Annotated in this window: 12 protein-coding genes; 6 read left to right on the top strand and 6 right to left on the bottom strand. The window is 54.7% G+C overall.

The window, feature by feature from the left end:
* Positions 1-78 precede the first annotated feature (78 nt).
* Positions 79-1,038, top strand: a complete 960-nt coding sequence (locus VEI50_15445) for a D-glycerate dehydrogenase (GenBank protein ID HXX76524.1) — start codon at positions 79-81, stop codon at positions 1,036-1,038.
* Between the two features lie 4 nt (positions 1,039-1,042).
* Here the strand turns inward: VEI50_15445 and VEI50_15440 are convergent, their stop codons facing one another.
* Both VEI50_15440 and VEI50_15435 read right to left on the bottom strand, forming a co-directional pair.
* Positions 1,043-3,280, bottom strand: a complete 2,238-nt coding sequence (locus VEI50_15440) for a tetratricopeptide repeat protein (GenBank protein HXX76523.1) — start codon at positions 3,278-3,280, stop codon at positions 1,043-1,045.
* 147 nt (positions 3,281-3,427) lie between these two features.
* Positions 3,428-3,646 (bottom strand): cold shock domain-containing protein, encoded by a 219-nt coding sequence (locus tag VEI50_15435; GenBank protein HXX76522.1) that lies wholly within the window; start codon positions 3,644-3,646, stop codon positions 3,428-3,430.
* Positions 3,647-3,942: 296 nt separating this feature from the next.
* Here VEI50_15435 and VEI50_15430 point away from each other — a divergent pair, with 296 nt between their 5' ends.
* The 5 genes from VEI50_15430 (at position 3,943) to lpxD (ending at position 8,907) form a co-directional block, all read left to right on the top strand.
* Complete coding sequence (locus VEI50_15430; protein HXX76521.1) at positions 3,943-5,034, top strand: LptF/LptG family permease; 1,092 nt, start codon at positions 3,943-3,945, stop codon at positions 5,032-5,034.
* Positions 5,035-5,037: 3 nt separating this feature from the next.
* A complete protein-coding gene (lptG, locus tag VEI50_15425; protein HXX76520.1) occupies positions 5,038-6,129 on the top strand; it encodes an LPS export ABC transporter permease LptG in 1,092 nt (363 codons plus the stop codon).
* A 97-nt stretch (positions 6,130-6,226) separates the two neighbouring features.
* Positions 6,227-7,483, top strand: a complete 1,257-nt coding sequence (gene fabF, locus VEI50_15420) for a beta-ketoacyl-ACP synthase II (protein HXX76519.1) — start codon at positions 6,227-6,229, stop codon at positions 7,481-7,483.
* Between the two features lie 10 nt (positions 7,484-7,493).
* Positions 7,494-7,799 carry an acyl carrier protein gene (locus VEI50_15415; GenBank protein HXX76518.1) on the top strand — a complete coding sequence of 102 codons (306 nt, stop codon included), beginning with the start codon at positions 7,494-7,496 and terminating at the stop codon, positions 7,797-7,799.
* A 7-nt stretch (positions 7,800-7,806) separates the two neighbouring features.
* Positions 7,807-8,907, top strand: coding sequence for a UDP-3-O-(3-hydroxymyristoyl)glucosamine N-acyltransferase (gene lpxD / locus VEI50_15410; protein ID HXX76517.1), 1,101 nt, complete (start codon positions 7,807-7,809; stop codon positions 8,905-8,907).
* A gap of 17 nt (positions 8,908-8,924) precedes the next feature.
* Here lpxD and VEI50_15405 read toward each other — a convergent pair whose 3' ends face one another.
* The 4 genes from VEI50_15405 to VEI50_15390 all read right to left on the bottom strand — a co-directional run bounded on the left by VEI50_15405 (position 8,925) and on the right by VEI50_15390 (position 14,124).
* Positions 8,925-9,449, bottom strand: coding sequence for a hypothetical protein (locus VEI50_15405; protein HXX76516.1), 525 nt, complete (start codon positions 9,447-9,449; stop codon positions 8,925-8,927).
* Positions 9,450-9,551: 102 nt separating this feature from the next.
* Positions 9,552-11,630: an HD-GYP domain-containing protein gene (locus VEI50_15400; GenBank protein ID HXX76515.1), complete on the bottom strand. Its 2,079-nt coding sequence runs from the start codon at positions 11,628-11,630 to the stop codon at positions 9,552-9,554.
* A 188-nt stretch (positions 11,631-11,818) separates the two neighbouring features.
* Complete coding sequence (locus VEI50_15395; protein ID HXX76514.1) at positions 11,819-12,751, bottom strand: hypothetical protein; 933 nt, start codon at positions 12,749-12,751, stop codon at positions 11,819-11,821.
* A 50-nt stretch (positions 12,752-12,801) separates the two neighbouring features.
* Positions 12,802-14,124 carry a response regulator gene (locus VEI50_15390; GenBank protein ID HXX76513.1) on the bottom strand — a complete coding sequence of 441 codons (1,323 nt, stop codon included), beginning with the start codon at positions 14,122-14,124 and terminating at the stop codon, positions 12,802-12,804.
* Positions 14,125-14,133 lie beyond the last annotated feature (9 nt).

The raw sequence follows: 14,133 nt of genomic DNA, 5'->3' as shown, positions 1-14,133 counted from the left end.
GGCATTGCTCGGGCAGGCTCCTGGCTTCGGTTGAGCCATGATCCGGGACACAGTAAGATGGTATACAGGACTCGCGCGATGTCCACGACTCGTCCCCTGCTCTATGTGTCACGTCTCATGCCTCACGCCGTGATGGCACTGATTGAGGAACGGTTTCGATTGGTGCAGGATCCCACTGAGACCTCCCCCACTCCGGCTGCTTTCCGTGAAGGATTTGCCCGAGCTGAGGCCGCCATCTGTACACTGACGGACATAGTAGATGGCGATCTGTTGTCATCCGCCGCGCACTTAAAGATCCTGGCCAACTTTGCGGTAGGCTACAACAACATCGACCTCGACGCCGCTCGACGCTACCAGATTGTCGTTACGAATACGCCCGATGTCCTGACGGACGCCACGGCTGACCTGGCTTGGGCGCTTCTGTTGGCGGCCGCGCGTCGGGTGATCGAGGGCGACACGTTGATTCGTTCGAATCGTTGGACCGGCTGGACGCCGACTCAATTATTAGGCAGTGAAGTATCGGGGAAAACGCTGGGCATCATCGGGATGGGACGTATCGGCCACGCGGTGGCACAACGAGCCGAGGGATTTCACATGGTGATCCGCTACTACAATCACCGAGTGAATCCGGCACTGCCCGAAGCCTGGGCGCGGCGTTCTCTTGACGCATTGTTACAGGAGTCGGATTTCGTGACGCTGCACGTTCCGTTGAATTCCGAGACCCGTCACTTGATTGGAACGCGCGAACTTTCGCTCATGCGTCCCGCAGCGATACTGATCAACACCAGTCGCGGGGCTGTTGTGGATGAAGCTGCGCTGGTCCACGCTCTGCAATCCGGCACGATCTCCGGCGCCGGCCTCGACGTGTATGAAGAGGAACCGATGGTCCATCCAGTACTGCCTTCGTTGAAACAGGTAGTCCTCTTGCCGCATCTTGGTTCTGCTACGATGCAGACGAGGGTCCAGATGGGATTGATCTGTTTACAGAATATTCAGGCTGTCCTGGAAGGTAGACCGGCGCCGAATCGGGTGGCTTGAGTTCCTATGGGGCGTAGCGAAAGGCTCCGGCGGCTGGCTTTGGTTTTTGAGTATGTCGCAGCGCGTCGAGACGTTTAGGCACGTCGTGAAAGGTGGGGATGGATTCAAAAATCGCGGTCGCTTTCTGCCATTGTTCTTGTGTCTCGTAAAGCAATCCCAGTTCGTAGCGAATGGCCTGAGCCTTGGCACCCTGACACCGCGCGTCGTTTAAAAGTTGTTCGAGCTGCTCGCTTGCGGCCTTCCCCTGTCCCTGCTCTTTCAAGCAGACCGCTGTCATCAGACAGGAATCGAGGAAGAGATCACTTCCTGCCATTGATTGAGCAAATTCTTCTTTGGCTTCATCGAGCAATCCCATGTTTTTGAAAGCAACGCCCAGCGTGTAATGAATGTCCGGATCGAGTCCATTGGCGACCGTGCTCGAATCGTCGGCTGTGGTGCTCGCCATCTCTGGCTCTTCCGATTTTGGCGCAAACATTGGCGCAAGTTTAGTTACAATGGGACTGGCCGGAGCCAGTTCCTTCACCTTGTGGTAAAGAGCACGCGGTCGTTCCGGTTTTTTGTCATCAGGGTGTTCCAGCAGCAGTTCGAGCGCACGGGCATAGTGCAGCGCAGCTCCAGGCCCGTCGCCTTTCCGTTCAAACAAGGAGCCCAAGAGTTCCCGCGCCTCGACGTCCGTCGGCCGTTCATTAGCCAGACGTCCAAGCCATTGCTCTGCTTCCGCTTGTTTCCCATCCCGCATGAAGATTTGGAATTGTTCCTCCGTCGGAGGGGTCATTCCTGCCGAATGAGGTGCTCTGACGGCATCAGGGGCCGCGTTGACCGCCAATGGTTCTGCCGGACCAGCAGCGGCCGATGTATTCTGTGCGGAAGCCGTAGCCTCTTGGGAGTCGACATGCCGATTCTGCGAGGCACGACTCGTTGAGGCTCGCTTCCAGACATCATCAGATTCTGTCCCTGTCCACAACGATTGTTTCGGTAGGGTTCCTTCACTGCTTACCTTCGACTCTGCGGTGGGAACCGGCGACTCTGCGACCGGCTCCACGGATGGTACTTCCGTGACCGTTCCCCCCTGCATGAGCATTTCAAGTCGATTCACTGTCGGACTGTCGGGAGCCAATGTTTTGATTTTGTCGAAGATCTCCTGGTGTAGCGTCGGCAACCCAGGTTCTGGATGCTTCAATAAGGCTTCAACGGCCTTTGCGTATTGCGCCACGGCAGCAGCCATGTTCCCCTTTGCTTCGTGTAACTCGCCATAGAGCTCAAGAATCGGCACCGAGCTCGGCTCTACGGCAAGGTATTCATTGATCAAGGCTTCGGCCGACGAGAGGTCATGCGCGCGGAGGGCTGCGCCGGCAAGGAATCGATATTCGCCCAATGCGACTTGGAGATCCCCGCGATGCAGATGCATCCGCGCCAGCAGCTGACAGACCTGCGGATTCCCCGGTTCCCTTGTCAACAGCTGATTGAGAATCGCCTCGGCTCCGGCAAACTGTTTCTGCTCAATGCGGCGGGTGGCTTCAGCCAGCATATCGGGCAATTCTGAGCCCTTGGACGAACTGGTTACCTGACCTGCTTTCGGTTTGACCGTTGCCGGCGTGCCTCCACCCTTCTCAAGGTTTTCGATAAACTGGGTCGCTTCGCTATTGGACGGATCGATCCGTAACACCGCCTGATAGGCATCTTTCGCTTCAGCATACCGTTGCTGAGCCGACCGCTCCCGTCCCAACTGTAAATACACTTTGGTGGCTTCGTCCTGCATGTTCTGCTGCAGGCATAGCTCTGCCACTCGTTGCTGGGCATCCAGGTTCGACGGATCTTGGCTGACTATCTTCTTGTAGATGTCGAGCGCTTCTTTGGTCTTCCGCTCCTTCAGGTAATGCTTGCCCAATGTCAGATAATCCTGGACTGCGCTGCTTAACAAGCCCCGTTCGGCGTTGAGATCCCCAAGATGCCGATACACTTCGTAACGAGAGGGATCAATCTTGAGGATTTTCTTGTAGGTCGCGATGGCTTTGAGGGTGGCGCCTTCTGCACGGAACGCGTTCGCAGCCTGCAGAAAGGCCGCCACCGCCTCCGCGTTTGCGTTCCGCTTGAGATGCAACTCTCCGATGGAATTATGCAGGCTCCCGTCGGCCGGAGAGTCCGTTATGAGCTTCTTCCATTCGGCAATGGCCGCATCAAATTGGCCTCGTGAAGCAAAGAGTTGGGCGTTATGCAGCACCTTCCCGCGGTCAGTGCCCAAAGCAGACCTCCATAACGAACAAACGCTAACAGTATCAATGGGTTTTGTCAACGAAATGGGTAAACAGAAACCCTGAGAAACGACGAAGGTCTGCTCCACAGAGAGTGCAGCAGACCTTCGTCAGCAACTTGAAGAAAACTTCGTCCTTTATGACGCGGAGACGGACATCTTCATCACATTCGCGGCCTGGGGTCCCTTCGCCCCTTGGACGATATCAAACTCGACGTTCTCTCCTTCCTTGAGTGTCTTGAATCCATCGCCCTGGAGCGCGGAGTAATGGACAAACACGTCCTCTCCGCTGTCAAGACGAATAAACCCGAACCCCTTTCGATCATTGAACCACTTCACAGTGCCTTTCGTCTTCACAAAAACCCTCCTTTCCTCAACGGTCACGCGATGTTACGTGACCGGCCCAAACCCCTGACGTTGACTAACAATAAAGACAGAATGACAGCTGATGAAAAAGACCTGAGGACGGGCTCGCTGGAGGAGACGTGAAGCGTTCACAAAACCCATCTCAATTAAAAATCGCGGAGCATGTAACATAGCGATTCACACCTGTCAAGCAATTCTTTGTGGCCTATCTCCAGGCAGCAGTTTTCTAGACAAGGCCCGCTCACTCGCCTATAGTGGCATCGATCGATAGGAGAGTAACCCCTCTGATGTTTCTGCGCACGCTGCTCGATCGTTATATCTTTTCTGAGCTTTTCGCTCCTTTCGGGCTCAGCCTCGGGGTGCTCTGTTTTGTGATGCTAACCAAAGAGTTACTTCGTCTGGTCGAACTGCTTGTCGCAAAAGGGGTTGGCTTGCTCGCGGTCATAAAAGTTTTCGTCCATCTCCTGCCTTCATTCCTCGTCCTCACGTTGCCCATTGCCGGTCTCATCGCGTCCATTACGGCGTTTGGACGGTTGTCCTTTGACAGAGAACTGGTTGCGATGCGGGCCGCCGGTTTAAGCCTGTTCCGACTCTCCCGTTCGGTCTTTCTCTTTGCGGTGTTCGTTTTCAGCCTGACTCTTTTATTGGCCCAATGGGGACAGCCCTGGAGTTCCGTTAACTTAAAGAAGGTGGCACTCAACCTTTTGAGGGACCAATTGGTATTGGCGTTGGAACGGGGTACGTTCAATGAACCTATCCCGCGATTGGTGATCTTTGTTACCGATGCTCAAGATCCTGGCGCTACGCCCAGCATTTTCATCTCAGATGAACGTAATGTCGAGGACCCCAGAATTATAGTCGCCACACAGTATCAAGTGCTTCTGGAGCCTTCGAACAACCAGGTCGCGCTGCGCCTGCAAAATGGAGTCATCCACAGCCGTCCCGATGAAGCGGATCAATACCAAGAAACATCCTTTGCCAGCTATGACCTCAAGCTGTCACTGAACCAAAGCGGGTATTCGACCACAGAAGAGCGCCCATCCTATGACTCCATCGTGGCTCGACTGGATCAATCTGCCTGGCGCGATTCTACCGCCTTGCGGCGCTTGATCGAATACTACAAAGATCTGGCATTTCCGACTGCCTCGCTTATCTTTTGCATCCTCGGAGTACCGGTCGGCATCGTGTCGAAACGGTCGGGACGGATCGGCGGGTTCGCTGTCGGCGTATTCGTCGTGATCATCTATTATGTCCTGAACGTGGGATGCGAATTCTTAGTGACGACCTTGGTTATCACGCCCTTTGCGGGAGCGTGGATCCCCAACGGTATGTTTGCCCTTATCACGTTGTGGTGGTTTCATACCATCAGCCGCCGATAGGTTATGACGATCCTTTTTCGATATATTCTGCGAGAGTTTGCCAGGATATTTTTGATGTGCTTCACCGGTCTCATGACGATTTATCTCGTCATCGATTTTTTTGAAAAAGTCCGCCGGTTTCTGAGTTATGATGCCAGCTTGATCGATGTGCTCGCGTACTTTGCCCTCAAAACTCCAGCCATTTCATTCCAAATTGCTCCGTTGGCGATCTTAATGGCTACGCTGCTGACCTTGGGGCTCCTGTCACGCAGCCACGAAATTACGGCGATGCGTAGTTGCGGGATTAGTTTACCCTGGATCGCGTCCCCCTTCCTGACACTTGCCGTGGGCGTCGCTTTGATTCTCCTCTGGTTCAGCTCGACGATCATTCCCTTAGCGGTCAACAAGGCTGAAGACATTCGCGTCACAAAGATTGAAAAAAGACCCCCGGCTGTTACGTTAACTATTCAACAACCCTGGATCAGAGTAGGACCTCAGACCTTATTGAATGTGACCAGCGGAGCCGTCGGCGGCACATTGATCGGCGGTGTTCGCCTTTTTCAGTTCGAGCGGGGATTTCGTCTCGTGGATTTGACCGAAGCTGAAGAGGCTCGCTACGGTGGTGAAGAATGGATCCTCTACCGCGGACGGCACCGGCGGTTTCTTCCTGATGGCTCCGTTTCGGTCGTCGAGTTTGATCGGCAGCCGATTGCCTTGCCGTTGATTCCCGAGGATTTCACATCGCGCTTTGGGAGTGAGTCTGAGAACATGACCATTCGCGACATTCGTTCCTATACTGCCCGCCTGTCCCACGAAGGCGCACAGCTCTCCCGATTGCTCACGGATTACCATGGTCGTATTGCGTTTCCGTTTGTCACAATCATCATGGTGCTCATCGGCATTGCCATGAGCCTCAGGCGAAGTGGTGTCCGTGGGAGGAGCATGGCAATTGGCATCGGGCAAGCGCTCGCGGTAGGATTTTGCTATTGGACTGCTCACTCGATCGCCATTGCTCTGGGTCGTGGCGGAGCCTTGGCGCCAATGATGGCCGGCTGGACGGCCAATATCCTCTTTCTGAGCTTCGCGCTCTATCTGATGTTCAAAGTACGCTACTAGCAAAGCGTATGGTCCTGTATCTCACCGGGCCGGTTGACTGGATGGCCGGCTTCCGGTAAGTACTGAGGCTGGGGTTTTGAGGAAGGATTAGTCTCTCATGCCAGCTCGCGTAGTCATTACTGGACTGGGGGTCGTCTCTCCGATCGGGATCGGCGTCTCAGAATTCTGGAAAGCCGCGTTGGCCGGTCGCTCAGGAATCACTGCGGTCAGCTCGTTTGAACCATTCCCTATGGACGGCTATCGTTCACGTGTGGCCGGCCAAATCCACAATTTTGTTCCTGAGCAGCTCTTAACCGGTGTCCTTCCAGAACGAGTTGACCGGTACGCGCAATTTGCGCTCGTTGCTACCAAAGAGGCGCTGGCAGACTCTCATCTCCAGATGGAACAGGAAAATGCTCATCGTGTCGGCGTGATCGTAGGAGCAGGCATGGGGGGCATGGTGATGGGAGAACGAGAAATCACTCAACTGTATCAACAACAGAAACCTCACCGAGTCCATCCGAATTTCATCCCGATGATTACGCTGAACTCTGCTTCTGGCATCATCGCGATGGCTTACGGGGCCAAAGGTCCCAATCTAACTATTTCGACCGCCTGCTCTTCGAGCGCCCATGCGCTCGGGCAGGCACTTCAGTGCATTCGAGAAGGCCGTGCAGATGTCGTCATAACAGTCGGCGCCGACGCCAGCATCACGCCGTTGGTATTCGCCGGCTTCTGTTCTCTCCGGGCTCTTTCGACAAAATATAATGACCGGCCTGACCAGGCTTCCCGCCCATTTGACAAGGGCCGTGACGGATTTGTGATGGGCGAAGGGGCAGGAGCGCTGATTCTTGAGTCGGCAGCTCACGCGAAAAAGCGGAAGGCCCACGTCTATGCAGAGATCGCCGGATATGCCGCCACCAGCGAGGCATATCATATGGTCATTCCTCGAGAAGATGGAGAAGAGGTGGCGACCACGATGCGATTGGCCCTTGCAGACGCGGGTATCACACCAGCCCAGGTGGATTACATTAATGCCCATGCCACCTCGACACCGATCGGTGATGCCGTCGAGGCGAAGGCCCTCCGGCACGTATTTAAAGCCCGCGTGGAGAAGATCGCCATCAACGCCACCAAGTCGCTGATCGGCCACACCCTCGGAGCTGCAGGGGCGATCGGTGCCATTGCTTCGATCCTCTCCGTTCACACCGGACGGATTCATCCAACCGCCAATTATGCTGATCCAGATCCAGCCTGCGCCTTGCCAGGCATCTCACGATCCGGGCAAGAACGTCGTGTGAACACAGCGCTCCTTAACGCGTTTGGATTTGGCAGCAACAACGCTGCTGTAGTATTGAAACGAGTTACTACTTAGAAAAGACGCCATGGCCACCTCGACAACGACCGCGGTCAAGATCAGCACCGCTCTTGCCGAATACCTCAAGCGCGATCCCAGTTCGATCATCGAGAGCCATCATTTGCGGGATGATTTGGGTCTTGATTCAATGGCCGTGATCGAACTGCTCTATCGCATTGAAGAGGTATTCAATATTCAGATTCCAGATGAAGACCTCGTCGGCTTGACCACGGTTGGGCACGTGATCGCTTATGTTGATAAACGACTAGGCAACACGCAGAGCACAAGTGCATCAAGGAAACCTTCCAAGGCATCCAGCAAGAAACGATCGTAACCGGCTTATGGCTGTTCCCCGTCCACAGACCCCCATCTCCCTCTCCCAGATTCATCAGGTAACGGGTGGAGAACTTATTGGGTCTCCTGATGTGACGATCACGAGCGTTGCAAGTCTTAATAAGGCACGATCCACAGACCTAGCATTTGTCGCGGAAGACCGCTGGCTCAAGACCAACGAACCAATCCAAGCCGGTGCACTCCTCGCCCATCGTCGTCTGACTGAAGTGCGCTGCCCTCATATCATTCTCTCCAATCCCTCACTTGAATTTGCCCGTGTTACCCGAACATTCTTCTGCCCGGCTACTACTTCGCGTGGGGTCGCGCCAAGTACAGTCAAAGGAGCGGACGTGCAGATCGGCTTCGACGTCTCAATCTGGCCTGGTGTTACCCTCGGTGACCGAGTCAGAATCGGCTCTTCTGTCACCATTTATCCCGGAGTTTTTGTGGGCGATGATTCGGCAATCGGTGACCACACGGTCCTCTATCCCAACGTCGTCGTTCGCGAAGGGTGTGTAATCGGTGCCCGGGTGATCATCCACAGCGGCACAGTCGTCGGTAGTGACGGGTTTGGCTATGTCCAAGAGCAGGGCAAGCATTACAAAAGGCCGCAACTCGGCGGCGTGATTATTGAAGATGACGTCGAATTGGGCGCCAATGTAACTGTTGATCGCGCAACAATGCCGCGTGATTATACGACTATCAAGCAAGGCACCAAAGTCGACAATCTCGTCCAGATTGCACATAACGTCACCATCGGTGAACATTCCATTCTTGTCGCGCAGGTTGGAATTGCTGGCAGTACCACGACCGGTCATCATGTAACGATCGGAGGACAGGCCGGACTTGCAAACCACATTCAGATTGGAGATGAGGTTATTATTGCTTCGCGAGCAGGAGTGAACCGGAATGTGGCGTCGAATCAAATCGTCTCCGGTGCTCCGATCATGCCGCACGACACATGGCTGAAGGCTCAGGCAGTGATCCCCCGCCTCCCGGAGCTCCGGCATTTGGTCCGTACCTTGGAGGAACGAATTAACAGGCTAGAGGAAGCCAGGCCATCCGCACCATCGGTCAAGAGGGCGAAGAGAAAATCTCGCGCGCGTTAACATCAGCCGTCAGAACCCTACGAAACCACTCCTCGCCAGAAGAACAATTTCGCCCAGTAGAACCCAGCCCAAGGCATCAATAGCGCGGGGAGCGTGTCCACATGTCCATACCGTAACGTCACGGCTGACGCTCCCCATAACATGAGTAAACCAGCACTATAGACGATTGGAACCAGCTGCCGACCGGGATGAGTGGTGGTCGGCTGCGCGGATTGGTCGCCCTTGGCCTTTTTTCCTTGCTGCCGCACAGCGGTGCGCAGGCGGGATGCAAAAATTTCAGGAAACCTCGTCAGAAGGTATCGATGATAACGTGTCTGAATCCAACCCCAGAAGGCCCCACCTATGATCAACCCTGAACTTTGCCAGAAGGTTGCTCCTGTGTAACCGTCGGCGCCGATAAATTGATAACCAAGGCCTCCAAGCGCACCGACCATACAGACAAGTCCCACGACTCCGGCTGGAAGGAGGATATATGACCGGACGTAGTGACGAGCCTGCTCTAGAATCTCCTTTTCGCGCCAGATGGTAACCAGTTTTGGCATAGCGAAGACGTTGACGGGACATTATACAGTCGGGACGACCGAGTTGGAATTACGACGTGTTCGGCAACGCTACGTAAGGAGTAGATAGAAAGATTCGACGAGTTAGGCAGGCAGAATTTCGCTGATGGCGGCCCGCTCAAGCCGCCCAATGTTGACCCATTGTTCTGCCATTGGAATGAGGGCCTGCATCCGTGCTTCGACCATTTCTAGTCGTTGCGGCAGCGTTGATGCCTTTCTGTAGGCTGTCACGAGTAAGAACGATTGTAGTCCTTGGAGAAACATCGTCATCATTGAGGCCTGAACTCGGCTTGCCAGGTCGTGCAGTGTGTCAACCTCTCGCACAATCGGGTCAAGTTGAGTGGCGGTCACAAAATCGGTTGTTTCCTGACTGCGCAAGTTGTGAAGCTCTCGTATAATGACAGGAACCCTTTTTCGAACTTCTTCAACAAACTCTTCATCAAGGATGTTTAACTCATTGAGAATACGATCAATTGAAGTTGCTTCTAGATCGCCACCCTCATGTTCAGCCATGAGAATGACGGCCTCCAAGACGTCTCTGGTTGGTTGGACGGACCTCGCCCTAGCCTGATGGAGTTCCCGCAAAGCTGTCAGAAGCGGGAGGCCACCAGCCGTCGATGCCTGGATCACTGACCGAGGTGCAGCCACTTTTTCATGGTTGGCCGGTGAACTGGACGATGCAGGTTCAACTGCTGGCCCTTCACTGACAGGAACTGGTGCGGGATATTCGTCTCCCTGCCCGCCGGTCAAACGATGAACGGCCATGCTGATACGTGCCAGCCCTTCATGAAGTGAGTTCAGTGCCGCAGCCGCTGCCCGTGGCTCTTGTCGTCCGACCTCCTGCAAGATTGGCAAGAGATTCGACGCCATCTGCTCAATCGCCGATAACTGAACCGTTGCGGCTGATTTCGCGAGATTGGTGATTCCCTGGAGGATGATCCCGTAAAGCTTTGGTCGAACAGTTTGGTTGGCCCCTTCACTCAACTTTTTGAGCGTCGTCTGAATTTGCGCCAACCACTCATGCGCTTCGAGCGCAAATAATCCGACCACTTCTTTTTCAAAAGACGCATCGACAAGTTCTCGGGAAGCGGTTCGTCCCTGCGCTCGCGATGATTCATCTCGAGCAGAGTTATCGCTTTCATGGCGGCCAGGTCCGGCCGACTCAACCACACCCTGAATCGCGCTCGCTATTGCATCAAGACTTTCCAGCAAGGATGAAAATTGATCCGAAACCGATGCCATAGGCTCAGTCTTTTTGGCCTGTGTCGGAAATGAAAGTCTTGCGATATCGGGAGGTTCCACGGTCTCAATGATCGTTACGAGCGGTAACGTACTCAGATCAACGTGTCGTGATTCAAGGCCCTCCGGTTCTGTCTCCCTGATCATGACGGCCGGGCGGAGTGGATAGCGTGTATTGACTCGAATTACTGTGCCCAACTCACCGGTCGAGAGCCGAACCGACGTACCGATCGGATACGCCGAGAGTTGTTCGACCAAGGCCTTCATGACTTCTCGCGGGAACGCCGTCCGCTCAACCACCATGAGTTCGCGTACCGCCTCATGAGGAAAGAAACGTCGGCGATACGGACGCGGGCTGACCAGTGCGTCAAACACGTCCACGACACCGATGATTTGAGCGAACTCGGTGATCTGGCGGCCTTTGAGTTTGTTAGGGTACCCTCGCCCGTTCCACCGTTCGTGGGCTTGGCGGACGACTTGGGCCAGCCAGTCATGCGTCGGTCCGAGCTTGCGCAACGCTTGGTACCCGAGTTCTGGATGTTGTTCGACCAGCATGCGCTCTTCAGGAGTCAAACGGCCAGACTTGGTGACCAAAGACTGCGGAACAGCGAATAAGCCCACGTCGTGCATAAGCCCAGCCAAAGCCAGTCGTTCTAGTTCTCGTCCGTAATAGCCGAGCCCCACTCCCACCTTTGTTGCCAGGATTCCGACGTTAACCAGATTTGTAAGAAGTGGTGGGCCGCTCGGTCCGGCAAGGGCTTCGACCAGCAATTGATCGCTCTTGCCAAGCGACTCGACGATGTTCGACGCGAGCACTGACACGCCCTTCAGATCGAGGACGTCCTGCCGCTGAATTTCTGCAGCAACCTGCGTCAGCCGTTCGACTGCGCTCTGATACCATTGTGTTGAATGTTGGTCGATCACACTATAGACCCGATCAAAAGTGATGCTTCATTAACGTTGTCTTCGGCACCTCATTCCTGCCATGACGGAAAACCGTTTGTGCTCGGTGGCGTATATTCTCCTCCGTGTCGTATCGTTTACTTCAGCATGCGTTCATCACATGAACAAGTCAAGGGATGAGTCCGTTACACGGAATCATTCCACCAGTGCTACTGTGTGTTCGGAAGGAGTTTGTTGATTGCCGCACGTTCAACCTGCCCAAGCTCAACCCATTGCTGAATGATTCCGGCCATCGAGCGAACACGCCCTTCAACCGCTGCCAGCCGCTTTGCCGTCACGAGCACCCGGTGCTGATTGACCACGGAAAGCAGACTCTGCAGACCGGTCAGAAAGATCATCACCGGAGCGGCATTGACCTGTTGCGCATCTGTGCGAAGCTGAGAAACATCGCGCAACGACGCCTCGATAATCTCCGTATCCTGCCGCTCCGGAATCCCATCTGTCACAAGAGAGCGGACCTTGTCAGCCAGAGCGGGCAAGGATTGTTGAACTGTTCGCAGAAACGCCTCTTCCGCATCCGAAACCCTGGCTAAGAAATCGTGCAGCGCTCGCACGTCGACCTGATCGACGCCAGCACGGAGCTGGCTCTCCATCTGGTCGATCAGTCCCTGTACAAGGTTGCGACCGGAGAGCTGATGCGTCTGTTGCAGAAGTTGAAGCGCCTGAACAAAGTCTGGAATGGGGATCGTCTGTCGAATCGTCTCAGCAGCCGTCTCGCTTGTCTCATCGAACGAGACACCCGTCGTTTTCGTCAATGCGGTGTGGATCTGTCCGAGTTGTTTGCACAGGGAAAGGAAATCCTGAACGGAGAAGGTCTTGTGAGGGTCTCGAATCGCGTCGATGAATGGGAGCGCGGCGAAACTCGCTTGCTCGACGACTGGAAGATTGATTGTGGCGGCTGAGCCGCCGAGATTGTTTACGCCACCTCTAATAATCTCAATGAGCTTCTGGTGACGATCTGGACCCGGTCCCTGCTGCAACTCGTCCAGCGCCACATGAATGTTTTGTAACCACTCGTGGGCCTCTTGGACGAAGAGGTCAACCAGCTCTTTCTGAAAATCGTCTTCTGCATCGACAGACATCAAGCCAGTCCCTTGCGACGGCGGTCCACCTGGAGCTGGATCGCTCGCGATCAGGACCGCCGCGTCCCATTCCCCAACTGCGATGCCAACCCGGCAATTTCGCCGAGTTTTTTGGCCATCTCTTCAAAGCGCTTGGTTGCTTGAATAGTGGCTTGCTCTGCTTCAGTAATTCGCCGTGCCAGCACAGCGTTTCGATCCCGCTCCGTTTGTAGCAATGTTTCCGATTCTTGAATCTTGACTTGAGTTCGTTCAGATTCGCCAAGACGGGCGGTAAGCTCGCCAATTTTACGTTTGGCTTCCGTAATTTCTTGTTCGAGCGCAGCAGCTCGCGTTGCTGCTCGTTCGGTCTCGTTCAATCGACGGGTCAGCTCCGCTACCTGTTGTTGTTCCTTGTTCAATTGCTGGGTCATCTCCTGAACCTTGTTGGCCGTTTTCTCCAGCCCCGTCATTTGTTGTACCAATTGCGTTGCGGCTTGGCGTTCAGCATTCAGAGCTGCTTCAAACTCTTGAGCACGGGCCGCACCTTTTTGCAACTCGCTTATCCGAACGGCATACTGTCCATTCATCTCCCGTTCTTTCTTCAAGGCGCCTTCCAGCTCCTGAACTTGGCTGGATAGACCGGCAGCTTCCGACAGCTTTTTTGCGGCTTGAGCCGATCGTTCCCGCTCCGCCGTGACGGTCGCTTCCAATTCTTGCACCCGGGTCGCCAAATTTCCGGCATCGGCAGCGTGCTTTTTAAACTGGGCGGACTGGTCTCGCTCTGATGCCAAAGCCGACTCCAGCTCCTTCAGGCGCCCCCCTTGGCCCTCCAATTCCGCCACTCGACGAGAGAGTTGTGCCGTTCGTTGCCGCTCGGTCTGCAATTCATCCTCTATCTGCTTGAGCTTGGTAACCGCCTGCCGATTGGCAACCAATTGCTCATCGGACAGGTGTGGAGATATTTTCGCCGAACTTGGAGGTTGAGCTTTTTCTTCCTTCGCCTTCGGCGGCGCAGCCTCCGGGCTTTCGCGTTTGGCCAAAAGCTCGAGCACGCGATCCTTGAGCGAAGTTCCTTGAAAAGGCTTTTTCAGAACTCCGTCCGCACGGCACGATTCGGCTTGTTTGGTGACCTCATCGTTCACGATTCCAGAAATTAGCAGGACGGGAATCGCGGCAAATGCAGCTTGTGACCGGACAAATGCGCAGACCTCATACCCGCTCTTGTCCGGCATAATCACGTCGGACACGATCAAATCTGGACATTCTTTTGCCAGAGATGTGAGAGCTTCTTCGCCATTCGCGGCGAGGGTTACTCCCAAACCAGCTTCCGTCAGCAGCCGTTCTGCGACTTTCCGAACGGCGATACTGTCGTCGGCCACTAGCACCTTCGGCATACGAACTTC

This window comes from Nitrospiraceae bacterium (genome assembly GCA_035623075.1).
GTDB lineage: Bacteria > Nitrospirota > Nitrospiria > Nitrospirales > Nitrospiraceae > DASPUC01.
Note: the sequence above shows the minus strand (reverse complement) of the source record. Positions and strands in the feature narration are given on the sequence as shown.